Annotated in this window: 17 protein-coding genes; 10 read left to right on the top strand and 7 right to left on the bottom strand. The window is 71.3% G+C overall.

From position 1 onward, the window contains the following. The first annotated feature begins 13 nt into the window (after window positions 1–13). The 4 genes from pheS (at window position 14) to IE97_RS0123320 (ending at window position 6,115) form a co-directional block, all read left to right on the top strand. Window positions 14–1,141 (top strand): phenylalanine--tRNA ligase subunit alpha, encoded by a 1,128-nt coding sequence (gene pheS, locus IE97_RS0123335; RefSeq protein ID WP_030243891.1) that lies wholly within the window; start codon window positions 14–16, stop codon window positions 1,139–1,141. After that, complete coding sequence (gene pheT / locus IE97_RS0123330; protein ID WP_030243888.1) at window positions 1,141–3,654, top strand: phenylalanine--tRNA ligase subunit beta; 2,514 nt, start codon at window positions 1,141–1,143, stop codon at window positions 3,652–3,654. The genes pheS and pheT overlap by 1 nt, the downstream gene beginning before the upstream one ends. A 467-nt stretch (window positions 3,655–4,121) precedes the next feature. Beyond that, entirely contained in the window at window positions 4,122–5,462 is a 1,341-nt protein-coding gene (locus IE97_RS0123325) for a hypothetical protein (RefSeq protein ID WP_030243884.1), read from the top strand. A gap of 107 nt (window positions 5,463–5,569) precedes the next feature. After that, the gene (locus IE97_RS0123320; RefSeq protein WP_030243882.1) at window positions 5,570–6,115 is read left to right on the top strand and encodes an NUDIX hydrolase; all 546 of its coding nucleotides are present in this window, start codon (window positions 5,570–5,572) and stop codon (window positions 6,113–6,115) included. A gap of 11 nt (window positions 6,116–6,126) precedes the next feature. On the opposite strand, the gene IE97_RS0123315 is transcribed toward IE97_RS0123320, so the two are convergent. Next, window positions 6,127–6,384: a hypothetical protein gene (locus IE97_RS0123315; RefSeq protein ID WP_030243880.1), complete on the bottom strand. Its 258-nt coding sequence runs from the start codon at window positions 6,382–6,384 to the stop codon at window positions 6,127–6,129. A gap of 219 nt (window positions 6,385–6,603) precedes the next feature. On the opposite strand from IE97_RS0123315, the gene IE97_RS0123310 reads away from it, so the two are divergent. After that, a complete protein-coding gene (locus IE97_RS0123310) occupies window positions 6,604–6,834 on the top strand; it encodes a hypothetical protein (protein WP_030243878.1) in 231 nt (76 codons plus the stop codon). 16 nt (window positions 6,835–6,850) lie between these two features. On the opposite strand, the gene IE97_RS0123305 is transcribed toward IE97_RS0123310, so the two are convergent. Further along, window positions 6,851–7,723, bottom strand: coding sequence for a 3-hydroxybutyryl-CoA dehydrogenase (locus IE97_RS0123305; protein ID WP_030243875.1), 873 nt, complete (start codon window positions 7,721–7,723; stop codon window positions 6,851–6,853). A gap of 180 nt (window positions 7,724–7,903) precedes the next feature. Between IE97_RS0123305 and IE97_RS0123300 the strand changes: the two genes are divergently transcribed. Continuing rightward, on the top strand, window positions 7,904–9,142 hold the full coding sequence (locus IE97_RS0123300; protein WP_030243872.1) for a glycoside hydrolase family 10 protein: 1,239 nt from the start codon (window positions 7,904–7,906) through the stop codon (window positions 9,140–9,142). 1 nt (window position 9,143) lies between these two features. Here the strand turns inward: IE97_RS0123300 and IE97_RS0123295 are convergent, their stop codons facing one another. Continuing rightward, a complete protein-coding gene (locus IE97_RS0123295) occupies window positions 9,144–9,344 on the bottom strand; it encodes a DUF1918 domain-containing protein (RefSeq protein WP_030243868.1) in 201 nt (66 codons plus the stop codon). A 92-nt stretch (window positions 9,345–9,436) separates the two neighbouring features. Further along, window positions 9,437–10,354, bottom strand: a complete 918-nt coding sequence (locus IE97_RS0123290; protein ID WP_030243867.1) for a DMT family transporter — start codon at window positions 10,352–10,354, stop codon at window positions 9,437–9,439. Here IE97_RS0123290 and IE97_RS0123285 point away from each other — a divergent pair. The 3 genes from IE97_RS0123285 to IE97_RS0123275 all read left to right on the top strand — a co-directional run bounded on the left by IE97_RS0123285 (window position 10,353) and on the right by IE97_RS0123275 (window position 12,937). Then, a complete protein-coding gene (locus IE97_RS0123285; RefSeq protein WP_030243866.1) occupies window positions 10,353–11,789 on the top strand; it encodes a PLP-dependent aminotransferase family protein in 1,437 nt (478 codons plus the stop codon). The two genes, IE97_RS0123290 and IE97_RS0123285, sit on opposite strands and share 2 nt — an antisense overlap. Before the next feature lie 40 nt (window positions 11,790–11,829). Next, window positions 11,830–12,270 (top strand): GNAT family N-acetyltransferase, encoded by a 441-nt coding sequence (locus IE97_RS0123280; protein ID WP_030243863.1) that lies wholly within the window; start codon window positions 11,830–11,832, stop codon window positions 12,268–12,270. Between the two features lie 73 nt (window positions 12,271–12,343). After that, window positions 12,344–12,937: a histidine phosphatase family protein gene (locus IE97_RS0123275; RefSeq protein ID WP_030243862.1), complete on the top strand. Its 594-nt coding sequence runs from the start codon at window positions 12,344–12,346 to the stop codon at window positions 12,935–12,937. Here IE97_RS0123275 and IE97_RS0123270 read toward each other — a convergent pair. After that, window positions 12,919–13,359 (bottom strand): DUF6314 family protein, encoded by a 441-nt coding sequence (locus tag IE97_RS0123270; protein ID WP_030243859.1) that lies wholly within the window; start codon window positions 13,357–13,359, stop codon window positions 12,919–12,921. The two genes, IE97_RS0123275 and IE97_RS0123270, sit on opposite strands and share 19 nt — an antisense overlap. 137 nt (window positions 13,360–13,496) lie before the next feature. Between IE97_RS0123270 and IE97_RS0123265 the strand changes: the two genes are divergently transcribed. Beyond that, window positions 13,497–15,980 (top strand): alpha-L-arabinofuranosidase C-terminal domain-containing protein, encoded by a 2,484-nt coding sequence (locus IE97_RS0123265; RefSeq protein ID WP_030243857.1) that lies wholly within the window; start codon window positions 13,497–13,499, stop codon window positions 15,978–15,980. A gap of 73 nt (window positions 15,981–16,053) precedes the next feature. On the opposite strand, the gene IE97_RS0123260 is transcribed toward IE97_RS0123265, so the two are convergent. Continuing rightward, a complete protein-coding gene (locus tag IE97_RS0123260) occupies window positions 16,054–16,731 on the bottom strand; it encodes a hypothetical protein (RefSeq protein WP_030243855.1) in 678 nt (225 codons plus the stop codon). Between the two features lie 38 nt (window positions 16,732–16,769). Then, the gene (locus tag IE97_RS0123255) at window positions 16,770–21,251 is read right to left on the bottom strand and encodes a CHAT domain-containing protein (protein ID WP_030243851.1); all 4,482 of its coding nucleotides are present in this window, start codon (window positions 21,249–21,251) and stop codon (window positions 16,770–16,772) included. Between the last annotated feature and the right edge of the window lie 159 nt (window positions 21,252–21,410).

Genomic DNA, 21,410 nt, shown 5'->3' with positions numbered 1-21,410 from the left:
AGCACGGGAAGAGATGTCGGCACCCAATAAGTCGTACGACCCTGTCGAGGTCGAGGCACTGAAACCGGAAGAGATCGAGCGCATGCGGGACGAGGCGCTCGCCGCCTTCGCCGCCGCGGACTCCCTGGACGCGCTCCACGAGGCGAAGGTCGCCCACACCGGCCCCGCCTCCCCGCTGGCCCTCGCCAACCGCGAGATCGGCGCCCTGCCCCCGCACGCCAAGGCCGACGCCGGCAAGCGTGTCGGCCAGGCCCGCGGCGCCGTGAACAAGGGCCTCGCCGCCCGCCAGACGGAGCTGGAGGCCGAGCGGGACGCCCGCGTTCTGGTCGAGGAGGCGGTGGACGTCACGCTGCCCTACGACCGCGTGCCGGCCGGCGCCCGGCACCCGCTGACCACCATGATGGAGCGGGTCGCGGACGTCTTCGTGGCCATGGGCTACGAGGTCGCCGAAGGCCCGGAGGCCGAGGCGGAGTGGTTCAACTTCGACGCCCTGAACTTCCTGCCCGACCACCCGGCCCGGCAGATGCAGGACACCTTCTTCGTGCAGGGGCCAAAGGGCACCGAGGAGTCCGGTTCCGGCGTCGTCCTGCGCACCCACACCTCCCCGGTGCAGGCCCGGGCACTGCTCGACCGTGAGCTGCCCGTCTACATCGTCTGCCCCGGCCGGGTGTTCCGCACCGACGAGCTGGACGCCACGCACACGCCCGTCTTCCACCAGATCGAGCTGCTCGCGGTGGACGAGGGCCTGACGATGGCCGACCTCAAGGGCACCCTCGACCACATGGTCCAGGCCCTGTTCGGCGAGGACATGAAGACCCGGCTGCGGCCGAACTACTTCCCCTTCACCGAGCCGAGCGCCGAGATGGACATGCTCTGCTACGTGTGCAAGGGCGAGTCCGTCGGCAACCCCGACCGCCCCTGCCGCACCTGCTCTTCCGAGGGCTGGATCGAGCTCGGCGGCTGCGGCATGGTCAACCCGCGGGTGCTCACCGCCTGCGGCGTCGACCCCGAGAAGTACAGCGGGTTCGCCTTCGGGTTCGGCATCGAGCGGATGCTGATGTTCCGCCACAACGTCGAGGACATGCGAGACATGGTCGAGGGTGACGTCCGGTTCACCCGGCCGTTCGGGATGGAGATCTGATGCGGGTCCCGCTTTCTTGGCTGCGGGAGTACGTCGACCTGCCGGCGACGGAATCCGGCCGCGACGTCCAGGAGAAGCTCGTCTCGGCGGGGCTCGAGGTCGAGACCGTCGAGCAGCTCGGCGCCGACCTCAAGGGCCCCCTGGTCGTGGGCCAGGTGGCGACGATCGAGGAGCTGACGGAGTTCAAGAAGCCGATCCGCTTCTGCACCGTCGACGTCGGCCAGGCCAACGGCACCGGCGAGCCCCAGGAGATCATCTGCGGCGCCCGCAACTTCGCCGTCGGCGACAAGGTCGTCGTCGCCCTGCCCGGCGCCGTCCTGCCCGGTGACTTCCAGATCGCCGAACGCAAGACGTACGGCCGGATGTCCCGCGGCATGATCTGCTCCAGCGACGAGCTGAACATGGGCGACGACGGCACCAAGGGCATCATCGTGCTGCCCCCGGAGACCGAGGTCGGCAAGGACGCCGTCGAGCTGCTGGAGCTGGTGGACGAGGTCCTCGACATCGCCGTCACCCCCGACCGCGGCTACTGCCTGTCGATGCGCGGCGTCGCCCGCGAGACCGCCATCGCCTACGGCCTGCCGCTGCGCGACCCGGCCCTGCTCGACGTGCCCGCCCCGAACGCCTACGGCTACCCGGTGCGGATCTCGGACCCCACCGGCTGCGACCGCTTCACCGCCCGCACCGTGACCGGTCTGAGCGCCGAGGCCCGCTCCCCGATCTGGCTCCAGCGCCGCCTGCAGAAGGTCGGCATGCGCCCGATCTCGCTCGCCGTCGACGTCACCAACTACGTGATGATGGAGCTCGGCCAGCCGCTGCACGCCTATGACCGCGGCCTGGTCCAGGGCACCATCGGCGTGCGCCGGGCCGAGCCGGGCGAGAAGCTCACCACCCTCGACGGCGTGGAGCGCACGCTGGACGCCGAGGACCTGGTGATCACCGACGACCGCGGCCCCATCGGCCTCGCGGGCGTCATGGGCGGCGCCAACACGGAGATCGCCGACCACGACAACGTCGAGAATGCCACGGCGGACGTCGTCATCGAGGCCGCGCACTTCGACGCCACGTCGATCGCCCGCACGGCCCGCCGCCACAAGCTGTCCTCCGAGGCGTCCCGGCGCTTCGAGCGCGGCGTCGACCCGCAGGCCGCCGCTGCCGCCGCGCAGCGCACGGTGGATCTGCTGGTCCTGCTGGCCGGCGGCACCGCCGAGGCCGGCGTCACCGAGGTGATCGCGCCGACCGCGCCGCGCACCATCACCATCCCGGCCGACCACCCGGACAAGGTCGCCGGCGTCGCCTACGGCCGCGAGACCGTCGTACGGCGGCTCCAGGAGATCGGCTGCGACGTGTACGGGCAGGACGAGCTGATCGTCACCGTGCCGTCCTGGCGGCCCGACCTCACCGACCCGAACGACCTCGCCGAAGAGGTCATCCGCCTGGAGGGCTACGAGAACCTGCCCTCCACGCTGCCCAAGCCGCCCGCCGGCCTCGGCCTGACGGACCGGCAGCGGCTGCACCGCCGCGTCGGCCGGGCCCTCGCTGGTGCCGGGTACGTCGAGGCGCTGAACTACCCGTTCATCGGCGAGCAGGTCTTCGACCAGCTCGGCCTCGAGGCGGACGACCCGGCCCGCCGTGTCGTCAAGCTCAGCAACCCGCTGAGCGACGAGGAGCCGGCGCTGCGCACCTCGCTGCTCCCCGGCCTGCTCGCCGCCCTGCGCCGCAACGACGGCCGTGGCTCGCACGACCTCGCGCTGTTCGAGACCGGCCTGGTCTTCCGGCCGCGTGAGGAGCGGCGGATCGCCGCGGTGCTCCCCGTCGACCGCCGCCCGACCGACGAGGAGCTCGCCGAGCTGAACGCGGCGCTGCCCGAGCAGCCGCGGTACGCCGCGGTCGTGCTCGCCGGCGCCCGTGAGCAGGCCGGCTGGTGGGGCAAGGGCCGGCCGGCCGACTGGGCCGACGCGGTCGAGGCGGCGCGGGCCGTCGCCCGTGAGGCGGGTGCCGAGCTGATCATCCGCAACGGGCAGTACGGGCCGTGGCACCCGGGGCGGTGCGCCGAGCTGGCGATCACCGTGGACGGTGCCGAGCGGGTCGTGGGACACGCGGGTGAACTGCACCCGCGGGTCGTGAAGGCGCTGGGGCTTCCGGCGCGGACCTGCGCGATGGAGATCGACCTGGACGCGGTGGAGTCGGCCGGTGACGCGACCGTGAAGGCGCCGCGTATCTCCACGTTCCCCGTCGCCACGCAGGATGTCGCCCTGGTCGTCGACGCGGTCGTTCCGGCGGCGGAGGTCGAGGAGGCGCTGCGTGACGGGGCCGGGGAGCTGCTGGAGTCGATCCGGCTGTTCGATGTGTACGAGAACGCCGAGCAGTTGGGTGAGGGCCGGAAGTCGCTGGCGTACGCGTTGCGGTTCCGGGCGGCTGACCGGACCCTGACCGTGGATGAGGCTTCCGCGGCTCGGGATGCGGCGGTCGCGCTCGCCGGTGAGCGCGTGGGGGCCGTGTTGCGGAGTTAGCGCCGTGGGGGCTGCGCCCTGTCGCCGACTGCGGGGTCGCGGTGGCTTGCCGCGCAGTTCCCCGCGCCCCTGAGAGGGACAGAATCGGACCGGTCATTTTGGGCCGGTCCGGTTTTGTGTTGTACGGCCGGTGCGCGCACGTCCCTCAGGGGCGCGGGGAACTGCGCGACAAGCCACGGGGCACCAGCAGCCGACACCCCACCGATGACGCAACGGAGATGGGCCGGCGGAGCCGTCCGCCCCGCCACGGAGTGTCGGGCAGGCAGCCGGGCGGACGGCGGGTGCGGGCCGCCGCACTGTACGAGGGGGAGCCGGCGGCCCGGCCGGCCTCTTGCGAGGCATTTCAGTCAACCGGTCGGCGACTGTGAGCGACAGTGTGCACACAGTCCGGATTCGGGCACTCCGTTCACACCCCGTGTGAAGGCGGAACCACTAATCTGTCCGCACCGAGCCACCGGGGGGCCCAGATGCAGCCCAACACTCTGCTCGACGCGATCCTGGACGAGGCCGGGGTCTCGCACGCGGGGCTGGCCGCACACGTCAATCAGGCGGGACGGGCCCGTGGTCTGTCCCTGAGGTACGAACACACCGCCGTCGCCCGGTGGTTGAAGGGGCAGCGCCCGCGCGGCCAGGTGCCCGACCTGATCTGCGAGGTGCTCGCCGCCCGGCTCGGGCGGCAGGTCACCCTCGACGACATCGGCCTCGGTGTGCCCGGCGAGCCGTCCGCCCCGCACACCGGCTCGCTGTCCGGGTTCGTCGAGCGGGCCACCGCCCTGTGGCGCTCCGACCAGCAGCAGCGCCCTCACATCCTCGGCGCGCCCGCGCTCACCGGCACGCCCGCCGTCATGCCGGTGTGGGAGTGGGAGAACCCGCCCGAGGACGTGGACGTCTCCCGCGGCGGCAGACACCGGGTCACCCCGGGCGATCTGGAGATGCTGCGGGCCGCCCGTACGCACTACGAGCAGATGTACCGCAAGGCCGGAGGCATCGTGACGCGCGCCCGCATCGTCGGGTTCCTCAACGCCGAGGCCGCCCCGCTGCTGCGCGGCAGCTACACCGACGAGACGGGCCGTCAACTGCACCGGGCCACCGGAGGGTTGGTGGCCGTCGCCGGGATCTGTGCCTACGACTCCGACGCGCACGGCCTCGCACAGCGCTACTTCCACCAGGCGCTGCGGCTCGCGAAGGCCAGCGGGGACCGCGGACTGGGCGCGTATGTGATCGCGTTGCTCGTCAACCAGTCGCTGTTCATGCGGGAGTACCGGCAGGCCGTCGCCTTCGCGGAGGCCGCGCTGCGGGCCGCCGGCAAGCACATCACCCCGGCGCTCGCCTCCGACCTGTACGCGATGCAGGCCAAGGCGTACGCGCACCTCGGCGACGGCACCAGCGCCCTGTCGTGCATCCGGCGGGCCGAGCAGGCAGCCGAGCGCATCCGGCGTGGTCACGAGCCGGACGAGACCGGTTATGTCCAGCCCGGGCTGGTCAACGTCCAGGTGGCGGAGGCACTGCTCAGCCTCGGGGAGATCGCGGCCGCCGGGGAGCATGCCGCGGCCGCCGTCGACAACCCGGCGCACGACCGCGGCCGGGTGCACCGGCTGGCCATGCTGAGCACCATCGAACTGCGCCAGGGCAACGCCGACAAGGCGGTGGCCATCGCCGTGCAGATGGCCGAGCAGGCCCGCGGCATGGAGTCCCAGCGGCTGCGCGACCGGCTGCGCGCGGTGCGCGACCACCTGGTACGCAGCGGGTGCGGGGGCACGGGCGAGGCGGCCGAACTCATCGACGGGGCGCTGCGCGTACCGTTGTAGATGCCGGACAGCGGCACCCGCCTGATCCCGAGCCGCTTCCTGTGCGCCTGCTGTCAGCACGTCCCTGCTGCGATATTGCCACTTACTCGACGGAAGGTGGCAGAACCGTGCAGTGGACGAAACACAACGAACAAGGTGTGTACTCAAACCGCTGGTTCAGCGTCAATCTCGCTGATGTCGAACTGCCGGACGGCCGGCACCTCGACCACTTCCTCATCCGGCTGCGGCCCGTAGCCGTGGCCACGGTGGTGAACGAGGCCAACGAGGTGCTGCTGCTCTGGCGGCACCGTTTCATCACGGACAGCTGGGGGTGGGAACTCGCGGCGGGCGTCGTCGAGGACGGCGAGGACGTGGCCCGCGCGGCCGCCAGGGAACTGGAGGAGGAGACCGGCTGGCGGCCGGGACCCTTACGCCACCTGATGAGCGTGGAGCCGTCCAACGGGCTCACCGACGCCCGGCACCACGTGTACTGGGCCGACCGGGGCGAGTACGTCGGGCACCCCGTGGACGACTTCGAGTCGGACCGCAGGGAATGGGTCCCCCTCAAGCTCGTCCCCGACATGGTCGCCCGCGGCGAGGTCCCGGCCGCCAACATGGCGGCCGCGTTGCTTCTGCTGCACCATCTCAGGCTCGGACAGGACACGTTGCCCTGACACGACGTGACCTAGCGTCCGAGTGCCTGCCAGATCGCCATGACGAGGGCACCCACGGCGGTGAGGGCGGCGACCGCCGGCAGCGGCCAGCGCGCGTGTTCGAGCGTGTGGATCCGGGTGTTGAGTTCCTCGATCTCCTTGGCGGTCTCCTCGGTGCGGTGGCTGAGCAGAGCCAGCCCGCCCTCGACGCGGGCGTACGCCACATCGAGGCGGCGTCGTAACTCTGCGAGTTCTCCATGGACGACGGGATGCTCGGGATCGGCGGTCACAAGTCCGCTCCTTTCCGTAGTCGTTTCACATCCCTGGTGTGCGCAGTGGAGTCAACTCGCCTGGTGGGCGCCTGGGGAGAGTGTGCGACGGGCATATGCGAGCCCGACGCGCACACGGTGTGTGAATGCCGCGAGCCCGGCACCAGAGCCGGTGCCGGGCCCGCGGGTTGGCCGAAATCTGACCGTCCGTAACCGGCCTCCGGGGGTACCCGGGCCACCATGACGAAGTGGCAGAAGAACGCGGCGTTCGCGCTGGCGCTCTATGCGCTGTTGGTCGTGGTGTTCCGGTTCTCATCCGGTGGCGCCGGGTGGGGTACGGCGCTGCTGATCGCTCTCGTGGCCACTCCGCTCGCCCTCTGGATGGGCTGGCTCCGCAGCCGCCTCAACGAGCAGGCGCAGGAATGGGGACGCCGCCGGTTCCGGCCGTGGCCGGAGGAGCGGCGGCGTTGAGCGTGGCCCGGGGGGCTCAGTAGGCGTAGAAGCCCGAGCCCGTCTTGCGGCCCAGGCGGCCGGCGTCGACCATGCGCTGGAGCAGTGGGGGAGCGGCGTACAGGGGCTCCTTGTACTCCTCGTACATCGACTGGGCGACCGAGGCGACCGTGTCCAGGCCGATGAGGTCGGAGAGCTTCAGGGGGCCCATCGGGTGGGCGCAGCCCATCTCCATGCCGTTGTCGATGTCCTCGCGGCTGGCGATACCCGTCTCGAACATGCGGATCGCGGAGAGCAGGTACGGGATCAGCAGCGCGTTCACCACGAAGCCGGACCGGTCCTGGGCGCGGATCGCGTGCTTGCCCAGCACCTTCTCGGTGAACAGCTGGGCCCGGCTGAGGGTGCCCTCGGACGTGGTGAGCGCCGGGATCAGCTCGACGAGGTTCTGCACCGGCGCCGGGTTGAAGAAGTGGATGCCGATGACCTGGTCGGGCCGCGAGGTCGCCACCGCCAGCTTCACCAGAGGGATGGAGGAGGTGTTGGAGGCCAGGATGGCGTCGGGCCGGGTCACGACCTGGTCGAGCACCTGGAAGATCTCCGTCTTGACCTGCTCGTTCTCGACGACGGCCTCGATCACGAGGTCACGGTCGGCGAACTCGCCGAGATCCGTGGTGAAGCTGAGCCGGGCCTGCGTCGCCTCCTGCTCCTCCTCGGTGATCTTGCCGCGCTCCGCTGCCTTGGCCAGAGAGCTGAACAGCCGGGTCCGGCCGATCTCCAGCGCCTCGCCGGTGGTCTCGGCGACCATGACGTCCAGGCCGGCGCGGGCACAGACCTCGGCGATCCCCGCGCCCATCTGACCGCAGCCCACGACTCCGACGCGTGCAATGTCTCCCGCTGGGATGTCCGTCACATCGTCCCTTTCGCTGCTGATCCACTTCTGGGCAGGTGCGCCGGGTTCCGGTGCCTGCTCCGTTCGTGCACGTTACTCCCAAGTATCGATGATCGATCGAGTGGGGCGGGACAGCTTCGGGCATCCTGGCCCAGGGACGATCCGCGACCGGGCGGATCCGCGGCTTTCTGGGGCATGCGGATGGGACGAGTGTCACGCAGGGCGTTCGCGGTGGCGGCGCTGTCGGCTTTCACGATGATGCCTCCGGCGTCGGCCGCGCCCAGGGGGGACGGCAAGGGGGGCAGCGGGGCGGCCTCGGAGATGCGGGGGGTATGGCTGGCCACCGTGGCCAACCGCGACTGGCCGTCGAAGCCGGGCCTGACCGCCACGCGGCAGCGCGCCGAGCTGATCAGCCACCTCGACAGGGCGGTCCGCGACCGGCTCAACACCGTGATCTTCCAGGTCCGGCCCACGGCGGACGCCCTGTGGCCCTCACCGTACGAGCCGTGGTCGCAGTACCTCACCGGCACCCAGGGCAAGGACCCCGGCTGGGACCCGCTGGGCACCGCCGTCGAGGAGGCGCACGCCCGGGGCTTGAAGCTGCACGCCTGGTTCAACCCGTACCGGGTCGCCGTGCACGCCGATCCGGACCGGCTCGCCGCCGGGCACCCCGCCCGCAGGAACCCGCACTGGGTGGTCACGTACGGCGGGAAGCTCTACTACAACCCGGGTCTGCCCGAGGTCCGTGCCTTCGTGCGGAAGGCGATGCTCGACGCGGTGGCCAGGTACCCCGTCGACGGCGTCCACTTCGACGACTACTTCTACCCGTACCCGGTGGCGGGCCAGACCTTCGACGACGACACGGCCTACGAGGAGCACGGCACCGCTTTCCCCAGCCGGGCCGCATGGCGGCGCGACAACATCGACAAGCTGGTGCGGGAGACGGCGGACCACATCAAGCAGGTGCGTCCCGGCGTCCACTTCGGCATCAGCCCCTTCGGCGTGTGGCGCAACGCCGCCACCGACCCGCTCGGCTCGGACACCAGGGCGGGCGTCCAGACGTACGACGACCTGCACGCGGACACCCGCACGTGGGTGCGGGAGAGCTGGATCGACTACATCGTCCCGCAGCTGTACTGGAACATCGGCTTCACCGCCGCCGACTACGAGAAACTCGTGCGGTGGTGGGCGGACGTCGCGCGCGGCAGCTCGACGCGGCTCTACGTGGGAGAGGCGCTGTACAAGGCCGGTGACCCGGCGCAGCCCGCCGCCTGGCAGGACCCGGCCGAGCTGTCCCGGCACCTGACGCTGGCGAGGGAGCACGCACAGGTGCGCGGGCACGTCTTCTTCGCCGCCAAGGACCTGGCGACCGATCGGATCGGGGCGATGGCGCGGGTGGTCGCCGACCACTACGGGCAGCCGGCGCCTTCCCCGCGCTGAGTCACGGCCCGGTGGTGGTTTCCCGGTGCCGGATCTCGGTGTCGGGTCCCGGTGAGCAGATGCCCTCGTGCCCGTCCTCGAAGCGGACGCGGTACGGGGGAGTGCCCTCCTGGCCGAGCACTTCGACGATCTCGCCCACCTTGTCGTGCTGACCGACCACCCTGCCGTGCTGGACAAGCTGGTCACCCACGGTTGCGCGCATCTGGGGCCTCCTCACGGGGTGCGGAGCAGCGGTCCGTGGCCACGAGTCTACGGCGGGGGGCGCGGGTCGGCAGGGGGCCGTGGCCGCCTCCCTCAGCCGCGCGCCCGCTGTGTGACGGCGATGCAGACCAGCACCGCCGCGGCCGTCAGCGGTGCGGCCACCGTCAGGTGCTCGCCCAGCAGGAGCACCGACCACACCAGTGTGAGCAGGGGCTGGGCCAGCTGCAACTGGCTGGCCTTGGGAATGCCGATCGCCGCCATGCCGCGGTACCAGACGACAAGCCCGAGGAACTGCGAACCCGCCGCGACCCACAGCAGCCCGGTCACGCTGTGCGCGGTGAGCCGTACGGGCTCCTGTGCCAGCGCGAGGGCGGCGACCGGCACGGTGAGCGGCAGGCACAGCACCAGAGCCCATCCGATGACCTGCCAGCCCGGCATGATCCGGGCCAGCCGGCCGCCCTCGGTGTAGCCGGCCGCGCAGACCAGCAGTGCCGCGAAGAGGTACAGGTCGGCCGCGGTCAGGGCACCGCCGCTCTGCTGCACGGTGAAGGCGAGCACCGCCGCCGCGCCCGCGAGGGCCGCCGTCCAGAAGGTGCGCGAGGGGCGGCTGCCGACGCGCAGGGCGGAGAAGAGCGCGGTGGTCAGCGGGAGCAGTCCGACCACGACGGCGGCGTGCGCGGTGGTCGACGTCTGCAGCGCCAGCGTGGTCAGCAGCGGGAAGCCGAGCACGACACCGGCCGCGACGACGGCGAGGCCCGGCCAGTGGTGGCGGGCGGGCAGCGGTACCCCCACCGCCATGAGCGCGATGCCCGCGATCACCGCGGCCAGGACGCTGCGCACCGCGACGAGCGACCAGGGCCCGAATCCCTCCAGCCCCCAAGCGGTGGCGGGGAACGTGAGGGAGAAGGCGACGACGCCGAGGGCGGCCTGGAGGGTGCCGAAGCCGGGACGGTCCCGCTCGGTGCTGACTGCTATCCGTGGTGCGGCAGTAGCGCTACTCTCTGCTCTCATGCAAGAGCGTAGCAGCGTCGGTGAACTGGCGGAACAACTGCGGCGGGAGCTCGACCGCTACTCGCCTGGTGGAAAGCTCCCGTCGAGTCGGACCCTCGTCGAGCGGTTCCGGGTGAGCCCGGTGACCGTGTCGCGGGCCCTCGCCCAGCTCGCCGCCGAGGGTCTGGTGGTCACCCGGCCGGGCGCGGGCGCTTTCCGCGCACCGGCCCGGACGACACCGGCCCCGGCCGGCGACACGTCCTGGCAGGAGGTCGCGCTCAGCGCCGAGGGTGCCGCCGAGCTCGTGCCGCGCTCGGTGGACGCCTCCGGGGTCCTGGTCTCGCTGGCCGCTCCGCCGCCCGGCGTCATCGAGTTCAACGGCGGCTATCTGCACCCGTCCTTGCAGCCGGAGCGGGCGATGGCCGCCGCCCTGTCCCGTGCGGGACGCCGCCCCGGAGCCTGGGGGCGCCCGCCCATGGAGGGGCTCGCGGAACTGCGCGAGTGGTTCGCGCGCGGTATCGGCGGGTCCTACACGGCGGCCGAGGTGCTGATCACCGCGGGCGGGCAGTCCGCGCTCACCACCGCACTGCGCGCCCTCGCCCCGCCAGGCGCCCCCGTGCTGGTCGAGTCGCCGACCTACCCCGGCATGCTCGCCATCGCCCGTGCCGCGGGACTGCGCCCGGTGCCCGTGCCGGTGGACCCGGACGGCGTGAAACCGGCGCTGCTCGCCGACGCGTTCCGGGCCAGCGGGGCCCCGGCCTTCGTCTGTCAGCCGCTCTTCCAGAACCCCACCGGCGCCGTGCTCGCGCCCGAGCGGCGCCGCGAGGTGCTGCGCATCGCCCGTGAGGCGGGGGCGTTCGTCGTCGAGGACGACTTCGTGCGGCGACTCGTGCACGAGGACGCGGGGCCCCTGCCACGGCCGCTGGCCGCCGACGACCCCGACGGCGTCGTGGTCCACGTGTGCTCGCTGACCAAGGCGACCTCGCCGAGCTTCCGGGTGAGCGCCCTGGCCGCGCGCGGCCCGATCCTGGAGCGGCTGCGCGCCATCCAGGTCGTCGACACCTTCTTCGTGCCGCGGCCCCTTCAGGAGGCAGCGCTCGAACTCGTCGGTTCTCCCGCCTGGCCGCGGCATCTGCGGGCCGTCGCCACCGAGTTGAAGGCGCGCCGCGACGCCATGACCGGCGCGCTCGCGCTGCACCTGCCGGAAATCGCCCTGCCGCACGTCCCGTCCGGCGGCTACCACCTGTGGCCGCGTCTGCCCGACGGAACGGACGAAGCCGCCCTGACGGCCGCGGCCCTGCGCGCGGGCGTCGCGATCACCCCGGGCCGCCCCTACTTCAGCGCCGAGCCGCCGGCCCCGCACATCCGGCTGAGCTTCGCGGCGGTCGCCGGGACCGGTGAGATCGCGGAGGGCGTGCGGCGGCTGCGCACCGCCTGCGACGAGGTGCTGGGATAAGCGTTCGACGCCGTGGCCGGGTTTTTGCGAGCATCGCGCCATGACCGACACCCCGCCCCTGCCCGAGGGCTACGAACTCTCCACCGACCCCGCCCGTATCGACGCCGTACGCGTGCACCACTGGTTGTCCACCGACGCGTACTGGGCGCTGGGCCGCTCCCGTGAGAAGCAGGACCGGGCGATCGCGGGCTCGCTCAACTTCGGCGTGTACGAAACGGTGTCGGGGGAGCAGGTCGCGTACGCCCGGGTCATCACCGACCGGGCGACCTTCGGCTGGCTCTGTGACGTGTACATCGACCGGTCGGTGCGCGGCAAGGGAGTCGGTTCGGCGCTCGTGGCGGCCGTACGGGACGAACTGGGCTCCTACGGGGTGCGCCGGATCCTGCTCGCCACGCACGACGCACACGGCGTCTACAGCAGGCTCGGTTTCGGCGAGTTGGAACACCCCGAGCACTGGATGGCGCTCATCTTCGGCCAGTGAGGTCGGGCCCACCCTGGGTAACTCCCGGATAACACCTCTTGACCTGCGCACTTGCGGGACGCACGATCCCCGCATGCCACTGAGGGTCACGTTCGTCGCCGCCGCTCGCAGCTCCCCGCTGCTCGCCGAGCGTTTCGAGGACGACCGGCCGCTGGACCAGGCCGGCTGGGGCGAGGTGGAGCGCGTCGCCCACGAGTTGCTGCCGCTCGCCGCCGCCGAGCTGCGGTACTGCTCGCCGACTCCGCGCAGCCGTGCCACGGGGGAAGGGCTCGGTTACGCGCCGCTCGTGCAACTCGGTCTGCGGGACTGCGACATGGGCCGGTGGGGCGGCCTGACCCTGGGCGAGGCGATGGCCCGGGAGCCGGAAGCCGTGGACATCTGGCTCGCCGACCCGCGGGCCACACCGCACGGCGGTGAGTCGCTGGTGGACTTCATCACCCGCGTCGGCGGATGGCTCGACACCCGGCCCGTCGAGGACGGCTGCCGGGTGGTGGCGGTGGCCGAGCCGTCGGTGATCCGGGCCGCCCTGGTGTACGCCCTGAAGGCCCCGCCCTCCACGTACTGGAACATCGATGTCCGCCCCCTGTCGACGACCGCTGTGACGGGCCGCGCGGGGCGCTGGAACCTGCGCTTCGACGGGGTGTCCGCTCAGCCTTCGCGCGCGTAGTCGGTGCGCAGTACGAGGTCCTTCGCGGGGCCGCGGACCCGCCACACCGTCCGCCAGTGGCCGGCGTCGCGAACGGTGAACTCGCCGCGGTAGAGGTCCGCCGCGCAGGGATGGCCGGCGACATGCCGCCCGGACCTCAGGTCCAGTTCGTGGAACGGCCGCCCGTCCGCGAACCGCACGTCGGCCGTGCCGTCCGGCCCCGGCAGGAACCGCAGGGTCCGCTCGGCGGGCCGGGCGACGCCGTGCCAGGTGAAGGTGCCGGACTCGACGTGCAGCAACCCGCCGGTCTCCTGCTTCTCGAAGAGAGTGGTTCCGGTGAACTCGCCCTGCACGCCCTCGGCGAGATCCCGCACCGACCGCGCCACGCGCCACCGTCCGGCCAGATACGCCAGGGCATCGGGCACTGGCCAGAACTCGCCCATACCGTCCCGCTTTCCGTCACATCCGTTGCCGCGCGACCCATTGACGCACTTGGCCCCCCTCCCTATCTTGCCGTTCGAAGTGCTGATCAATGTCTGATATTTCGAACACTCCTCTACCAGAGAGCCGCGGAGTATCCATGCCACGCACCGCCCGCACCCGATGGAGAGCCGGTCTCACGACCACCGCACTCCTGACGGCAGCAGCCCTCGTACCGGTCCCCGCGCACGCCGAGGACGTCACCGACTACGCGATCACCGTCGACCCGTCCGCCCGGGGCGCGAAGATCGACGACACGATGTACGGCGTCTTCTTCGAGGACATCAACCGGGCCGCCGACGGCGGTCTCTACGCCGAGCTCGTGCAGAACCGGTCCTTCGAGTACTCCACCGCCGACAACGGCTCGTACACGCCCCTGACCTCCTGGACGGTCGGCGGCACGGCCCAAGTCGTCAACGACTCCGGCCGGCTCAATGAGCGCAACCGCAACTACCTGTCCCTGGGCGCCGGTTCGTCCGTCACGAACACCGGCTACAACACCGGTATCCGGGTCGAGCAGGGCAAGCGGTACGACTTCTCCGTGTGGGCCCGCGCCGAGAGCGGCACCACGCTCGCCGTCTCCCTGAAGGACGCCGCCGGCTCCCTGGCGACCGCCCGCCAGGTCGCCGTCAAGGGCGGCTGGGCCAAGTACGAGGCCACCTTCACCGCGACCCGCACCAGCAACCGCGGCCGACTCGCCGTCGCCTCGGTGAACGCCGCGGCGCTCGACATGGTGTCGCTGTTCCCGCGCGAGACGTACAAGAACCAGCCGAACGGCCTGCGCAAGGACCTCGCCGAGAAGATCGCCGCCCTGAAGCCGGGCTTCGTGCGCTTCCCCGGCGGCTGCCTGGTCAACACCGGCTCCATGGAGGACTACAGCGAGGCCAGCGGCTGGCAGCGCAAGCGCAGCTACCAGTGGAAGGACACCATCGGGCCCGTCGAGGAGCGCGCGACCAACGCCAACGTCTGGGGCTACAACCAGAGCTACGGCCTCGGCTACTACGAGTACTTCCGCTTCTCCGAGGACATCGGCGCCATGCCGCTGCCCGTCGTCCCGGCCCTGGTCACCGGCTGCGGCCAGAACAAGGCCACCGACGACGACGCCCTGCTCAAGCGGCACATCCAGGACACCCTGGACCTCATCGAATTCGCCAACGGCCCGGCGACGTCGAAGTGGGGCAAGGTGCGCGCCCGCATGGGCCACCCGAAGCCCTTCCACCTGACCCACATCGGTGTCGGCAACGAGGAGAACCTCCCGAGGGAGTTCTTCGCCCGCTTCCAGCAGTTCCGGGCCGCCATCAAGGCCGAGTACCCGGACATCACCGTCATCTCCAACTCCGGCCCGGACGACGCCGGAACGACCTTCGACACCGCCTGGCAGCTCAACCGCGAGGGCAAGGTCGACATGGTCGACGAGCACTACTACAACAGCCCGAACTGGTTCCTGCAGAACAACGACCGCTACGACTCCTACGACCGCAGTGGCCCCAAGGTCTTCCTCGGCGAGTACGCCTCCCAGGGCAACGCCTGGAAGAACGGCCTCGCCGAAGCCGCCTACATGACCGGCCTGGAACGCAACGCGGACATCGTCAAACTCGCCTCGTACGCCCCGCTGCTCGCCAACGAGGACTACGTGCAGTGGCGGCCGGACATGATCTGGTTCAACAACCGGGCCTCCTGGAACTCGGCCAACTACGAGGTCCAGAAGCTGTTCATGACCAACGTCGGCGACCGCGTCGTCCCGTCGAAGGCCACCACCACTCCCGGCGTCAGCGGCCCCATCACCGGCGCCGTCGGCCTCTCCACCTGGGCGACCAGCGCCGCGTACGACGACGTGAAGGTCACCTCGGCGGACGGCGCGGTCCTGCTCGACGAGGACTTCTCCGGTGACGCCGCGAAGTGGAAGCACACAGGCGCCGGCAGCTGGAGCATCCAGGACGGCCAGTACGTCCAGACCGACACCGCCGCCGAGAACACCATGGTCACGGCGGGCGACCCCGCCTGGAAGGACTACGACCTGCACGTGAAGGCCACCAAGAAGTCCGGCAAGGAGGGCTTCCTGGTCGCCTTCGGCGTCAAGGACACCGGCAACTACTACTGGTGGAACCTGGGCGGCTGGAACAACACCCAGTCCGCGATCGAGCAGGCCGTGGACGGCGGCAAGGGCACGCTGATGACGAAGGCCGGATCGATCGAGACGGGCCGCGCCTACGACATCGACATCAAGGTGCGCGGCCGCCAGGTGACGCTGTTCCTGGACGGCGAGGAGTGGGGCAGCTTCACCGACGACAAGCCGGCCGAGCCGTTCCGCCAGGTCGTCACCGAGGACGCGAAGACCGGCGACCTGATCGTCAAGGTCGTCAACGCCCAGGCGGCCGAGGCCCGTACCGCGATCGACCTGGGTGGCGCGAAAGTCGCCTCCACGGCCCGGGTGACCACGCTGGCCGCCGACGAGGACGCGGTGAACACCGAGACGGACACGCCGGTGACCCCGGTGACGTCCACGTTCCGCGGCGTGGCCGGGAAGTTCAGCTACACCTTCCCGGCGAACTCCGTCACGTTCCTGAGGATCAAGCAGAGGTAGCCGTCGGGCCGGGGCGCGGGCCGCTGTCCGAGGGGCGGCGGCCCGCGCTCGTCCCTGGTCCGTCTGACGTGACTCACGCGAGCCGGACGGTCCTCTCGGTGGTGCTGGTCCTCGCCAGGAGCGGGATGAGCCGTGGCAGCCCCCGAAAACGGACCTTGACCCGAACCGTGAAGGCGGCGTGCACCGGCGTGCCGGCCGGGGCGTCCACGAGCAGCCGCAGCTCCTTGTCGGAGTGCAGATAGTCGCCCGCCTTGGGATAGAAGTCCCAGTACGCCTTGCGGAAGCCGACGCCCGAGGCCAGGACCATCGGGTGGTAGACCGTGCGTCGCCGCCCGACCTGCGGAGCGCCGGAGAGATCGACCACCGACGCGGCGACGGAGAAGGACAGGTCGAGACCGACCGTCGTCTCCACCTCGACCGGCAGGTCCTCGACCTCGCGCGGGGCCATGTCCGCGATGACGCAGTCCGGTGTCGGGCTGAGGTCGACCAGAAACCGGGACCAGGCGAACGTGCACTCGGGGTGGGCGTGCAGCGCGAACATCAGAGGCACGTCGTGGCCGCACCGGTCCGCCGCCTGGCCGGGAGCGGACACGCGTCTGCTGGGCGCACGGGCGATGGCCACCCGGTTCTCACGCTTGAGCAGGCGCAGCGTGGCGTCGTCGATCACTTCGGTGGCCGCGCGATCGGTCTCCTCCTCGTCCACGTCGAAGGCGAGTTCGGTGAGAGGCGTGAAGAGTGTGTCGTCGGTCATCCGTTGATCCCTCCCGTTGGTCCGTGGGGTGCCGCCGGTCAGCGCCAGTCGCCGATCAGCTGGAAGCCGGACCATCGGTCCAGCCGGTCCGGTCCGTAGGTGTCCCTGGCGTTCAGCACCGCACGGCGCAGCGAGTCGACCTTGCCGGCGCCGCTCTGGAGGCCGTCGTAGAACTGGCTCATCATGTCCCTCGTCGCCAGGTCCGGAACCTTCCAGAGGCTGACCACCATGGCACCGGCACCCGCGAACAGCAGGGCCCGGGTGAGACCGATCAACTCCTCGGCGGCGTCCGTCTCGGACACGCCGGTCTCGCAGGCGGACAGGGTGACGAGGGACAGCGACGGTGCCTTCAGCCTGAGGATCTCCCGAGCACTGAGCACACCGTCGGAGAGGACCAGTCCGGATGCCAGGGCGTCCCTGGGGTCGAAGCGGGCGTGCGCGGCGACATGCAGCAGGTCCACCGTCGTCAGGGCCTGCCGTACGGCAGCCGTCGAGGCGTCCCCGCCGAGCAGGGGCGTCGTCGCGAACCTCGCCGCGACGGACACGGCTTCGTCCCGTGCGCCCGGCAGGTCCCCGACCGGATCGCCGAACACCGCGGCGGGCTCCGCGGCCGGCACAGGGGCCGCGGAACGCAGGGCCCGCAGGAGGGAGGCGCCCGGCAGCAGGGCGAGAGGGTTCCGCTCCAGCAGGATCCGCTCTCCCGTCCGCAGCGCTCCGAGAGGAACATGGTGCAGGGCGCCCACGGGGCAGACGATCAGGAGTTCCTCCGGGTCGCAGACCGCTGTCAGCAGGTCGGCCACCGGCGCCATCTCGTGCTGGAACAGGTCCTCGGCGTCCACCGCCAGCTCCCGCACCCGCCCGGCCGAGCCGAAGTTCATCCGGACGAACCTGGTGAGCCGTGCCATGTCGACCGGACGGGTCTGCACGACCGGGGTCGGCCGGTCTCCCCGCAACGCGATCACACCGAGCAGCCCGTCGTCGAGCCGAACCAGACTGGCCAGCACGGCCGGACGGCCGCCCTGGTCCAGAAGGGAGGTCAGGTCCGCCGGATCCGCCGGCCGGGCCTGCCGCACCTCCACATACCCCTCGGCGGACGGGGACGTCCTGCGCATCTCCTCCCACACGCCGTCGAGCTCCTGGGTGAGGTCCCGGTACTCCGCCCAGAAACCGAGGTCCTGCGCCTCCTCGGCCTGCCGCAGGCGGCGCCGACGGATCAGCAGTTCCCTTTCCCGCTCCAGGAGGTCGGCAGGAACGCCGGGCGGAGGGGAGAGCTCGGCGTCGCCGAGCTCGTCGAGGAAGGCACGCGCCCGCATGGACTCGTTGGCCAGCCAGGCCTCCTCGGCGTAGAAGTCGGATTCCCGCCCGCCGCTGCACGCCAGACGGACCAGCACCTTTGTCAGGTCGGCGAAGGCCTCGATGCGCTGGTTCTGCACCGCGATCCGCTGACGGTCGTCCACCAGCCCGGTCCGCATCAGGTCCGCCAGCCGGGTGGCGAGGGTCAGAAAGCGGACGGCCGCCGGATCGTCCCCGGACTCCTGAAGGAACCGGCCGAGCCGTAACAGGACAGGCCAGGCACGGTTCGGCGCGCTGATCCGATACCGTGTGCCGTCCGTTGCCGTCCAGCCGAACGCGTCATGGCCGGGATCCGGCACGCTCGCGTAGGTCAGCGCTTGTTCCAGGTGACCGCGCGCGTCCCGGGCCTCGGGGGCGGTGGCCGCACCGGAGGCGCTCACCGCGTCGGCCAGTTCGGGGTGCTGCCGCAACACGTCGGCGATGTGCATGTGGTCGTACGCGAGACGATCGGCGTTGCCGGTCCGTTCGTTGAGCAGTCGGGCCCGGTCGAAGCAGGCCAGTGCCGCGCGCGCTGTGCCCAGCCGCAGGTGTCCCCGCCCCAGACCGTTCAGTGCCGTGGTCAGCATGCGCGGTACCAACGGGTCCGGATCGTCGTCCTCGGCAAGGTGGAGCGCATGCTGGAACAGGCCCAGCGCCTGGTCGGTCAGGCCGCTGTCGAGGGCCGAGTCCGCGGCAGCGATGAACCCCTGGACCTCCGCCTCGGTGGTGGGCCGGGACTCGTCCAGCCGCCTCGCCTCCCTCCGGTGTCGCTGTGCGGCGACGTGGTCCCCCAACTGGTGACAGACCTCGGCCAGTGAGTCGAGGATGCCGGACCGCACGCTCGTCTGGTGGAACAGCCGGTCGAACTGTGCCTCGCCTGCCAGCCCGGCCCGTGCGCGGGCGTTCTTCTCCGCGGTCAGCAGTTCGAGACAGTGCTCGTAAATGGCCCGTGCCTCCGGGAGCAGCCCCTCCGACACCCGCACACCCGCCAGGGACGTCAGCGCGTCCGCCAGGAGACGGTCGCGGCCCAGTTCCACAGGGCTGCCGGCCGGGCCGAAGTCCGCGGGCAACGCCTGTGCCAGCTCCACCTGCCGCCTCACCCACAGCTTCCAGCGGGGCAGGTCGCGGTCCTTGACGTGGTACTGAAAGCTGACGGCCACGGCCGTCAGACCGGCTCGCACGAGATCCTCGGGAGCGGCCGCCTCGACCCAGCGTGCGAACCGCTCGTCGTCGTCGACCGCGCCGACGAAGCCGTCGGGACCGTCCCGGTCGAGAAGGACGGAGACCAGGCGGTCGCCGTGGCCGGTACCTCCCGGCGCCACCTCGGCCGATGGTGACGACCAGACGGACTCCCGTCGCTCGGTGGGATCCGTCTGCTCCGCGGTGCCGGGAGCAGCAGCCGGGCCGGGACCGGCCGGCTCAGGTCCTCCGGACTGCGCCTGCCGGACGGCCGGCGCGACGACCGTGTCACCGGTGTCCGGCGGCTCAGGCCCGTCCGGCGGCTCCTGCTCCTCCAGAGCGGCGAGTGCCTGCCGGGCGCCCCGGTATTCCGGCGCGAGGCGCAGCGCGTTCTCGTAGCAGGGACGTGCCCGCCGGGCGCCGTGACCGCCGTACCGAAGCGCGTCGCCGAGGAAGCGGTAGGCCTCCGGCGTCGGTTCGATGGCCAGGGACTCCTCGAAGTAGGCCTGAGCGATGTGGTAAGCGCCCCGCCGGTACCACGTGTCCCCGAGGTACGTCATGGCCTGCACGTGGTCGGGCTGCAGCCGAAGGGTGGCCTCGTACTCGGTCTGGGCGTCGTCGAGGCGGCCGGCCGCGAAGTGTTCCTCGGCGGTACGGAAGTGCTCCATGGCCTCGGCCTGTTCGGGAGTCACCCGGACCAGTCCGAGCAGGGCCAGTACCCGCTCGGCCAGGGTGGGATCGTCGCGGAACAGCGTGTCGAGCAGTTCGCCGCCGTCCGGACTGCCCGAGACGACCGCCGCCGTCATGTGGGCGGATATCTCTTCCTGCGGCAGTTCGAAGAGCTCCTCGCTGACGTGCAGCTTGCCGTCGCTGAGGGCGGCGAGCAGCGGTGGGGGCTCGTCCGGCTCCACGACGACGCCCGGTAGTCCTCGGAACGGGTCGGAGTCCGGGTCCAGCTCCACGATCGCCTGACGCCACCGCAGGGCGTCCTCGGTGTCGCCGTTCAGGTGTGCCAGCATGCACAGGTCCACGAGAACCGGCAGGTCGTTGCGTTCCGGTGGGTCGCCGAGCAGCCCGGTCAGGAGTGCCCTGCCCTCCGGCCAGCGGCCCATCGAGGCGTAGACCACTGCCAGGGTCTTCAGGTCCGTCCTGTTGTCCGGGTCCCTGGCGAGCAGTTCGGACAGCAGCATCTCGGCGTCGGCCCACTGCCGCCTCCGGAACAAGGCGCGCGTCAGTTCCCGCAGACTCGACTCCGCCGTGATGGACTCCGGTCGGGCGGCGTCGGCGGCATGCGACATCCGCGCGGCCACCCGGGGGTCGTCGAGTGCCGACAGTGCGAAGTAGTGCAGCAGGGCTGAGCATTCCTCGTCGGCGTCCGCCGGACCGCGCTCCTCCGCGCCGCGTCCGGCGCGTACGTCCGCGGCCCAGGAGACGACCCTCTGGTACGGCTGGAGCGTTCGCCGCAGGGCGGCAGCGGCGTCGATGTCGCCGGCCGCCAGCAGCTCCAGTCGCTCGTGGGCTTCGGTGAAGTCGGCGTCGAACAGTGCAGCCTGGCTCGCGGTGGAAGAAGCGAACGACGCCAGCAGACCCAGGGCCTCCGCGCCGTCGCTGCGGTAGGCGAGCGCCGCGAGTTCGTAGGTCCGGCGCGCCTCGCTGGGGGACGTCAGATGCTCGTCGAGCCCGATCAGGAAGTGTGCGTGCGCGGATGCCAGCTCGCCTCCCGGGAAGCCGGTGCCGTGTCCGTGCGCCACGATCCGCAGCAGCAACCGCCCGGCGCCGTCGAGCCGGACTGTGCCGTCCCCCGCGGCTGTGGCGGAGAGCGCCCTGGTCAGCAGGGTGATCACCGCGCTCACCACACGGTCGTCATCGGCGGCGACCACGGCGTCACGCACCGCGCGAGGGTCGGCGGTCCTCAGACGGTCCACCCAGGCCTCGGCGCCGGGGTCCGGGGGCGCGGACGGCACCGTCACCAGGCGGGACCAGCACGACGCCAGCGTCGCTACGAACACGCTTCGCCCCCTCCGATGACGAGCCGCAACGGCACAAACAGTGTGAGCTTGTCGTGCTCCCCCCGCCAGAGCCAGGGAAGTCACTCGTACGAGTGAGTCATGGCCAGCGATCGCGGATTGCATAAACGTGCAGCAGAACGTATAGTCATGCTCTCTAAG

The sequence above is a fragment of the Streptomyces sp. NRRL S-455 genome (assembly GCF_000717875.1).
GTDB lineage: Bacteria > Actinomycetota > Actinomycetes > Streptomycetales > Streptomycetaceae > Streptomyces.
Note: the sequence above shows the minus strand (reverse complement) of the source record. Positions and strands in the feature narration are given on the sequence as shown.

Excerpts from the sequence above, each read along its gene's own strand:
- pheS (WP_030243891.1), top strand. The coding sequence starts at position 14 with ATGTCGGCACCCAATAAGTCGTACGACCCTGTCGAGGTCGAGGCACTG.
- pheT (WP_030243888.1), top strand. The coding sequence starts at position 1,141 with ATGCGGGTCCCGCTTTCTTGGCTGCGGGAGTACGTCGACCTGCCGGCG.
- IE97_RS0123325 (WP_030243884.1), top strand. The coding sequence starts at position 4,122 with ATGCAGCCCAACACTCTGCTCGACGCGATCCTGGACGAGGCCGGGGTC.
- IE97_RS0123310 (WP_030243878.1), top strand. The coding sequence starts at position 6,604 with ATGACGAAGTGGCAGAAGAACGCGGCGTTCGCGCTGGCGCTCTATGCG.
- IE97_RS0123300 (WP_030243872.1), top strand. The coding sequence starts at position 7,904 with ATGGGACGAGTGTCACGCAGGGCGTTCGCGGTGGCGGCGCTGTCGGCT.
- IE97_RS0123295 (WP_030243868.1), bottom strand. The coding sequence starts at position 9,344 with ATGCGCGCAACCGTGGGTGACCAGCTTGTCCAGCACGGCAGGGTGGTC.
- IE97_RS0123285 (WP_030243866.1), top strand. The coding sequence starts at position 10,353 with ATGCAAGAGCGTAGCAGCGTCGGTGAACTGGCGGAACAACTGCGGCGG.
- IE97_RS0123290 (WP_030243867.1), bottom strand. The coding sequence starts at position 10,354 with ATGAGAGCAGAGAGTAGCGCTACTGCCGCACCACGGATAGCAGTCAGC.
- IE97_RS0123280 (WP_030243863.1), top strand. The coding sequence starts at position 11,830 with ATGACCGACACCCCGCCCCTGCCCGAGGGCTACGAACTCTCCACCGAC.
- IE97_RS0123275 (WP_030243862.1), top strand. The coding sequence starts at position 12,344 with ATGCCACTGAGGGTCACGTTCGTCGCCGCCGCTCGCAGCTCCCCGCTG.
- IE97_RS0123270 (WP_030243859.1), bottom strand. The coding sequence starts at position 13,359 with ATGGGCGAGTTCTGGCCAGTGCCCGATGCCCTGGCGTATCTGGCCGGA.
- IE97_RS0123265 (WP_030243857.1), top strand. The coding sequence starts at position 13,497 with ATGCCACGCACCGCCCGCACCCGATGGAGAGCCGGTCTCACGACCACC.
- IE97_RS0123260 (WP_030243855.1), bottom strand. The coding sequence starts at position 16,731 with ATGACCGACGACACACTCTTCACGCCTCTCACCGAACTCGCCTTCGAC.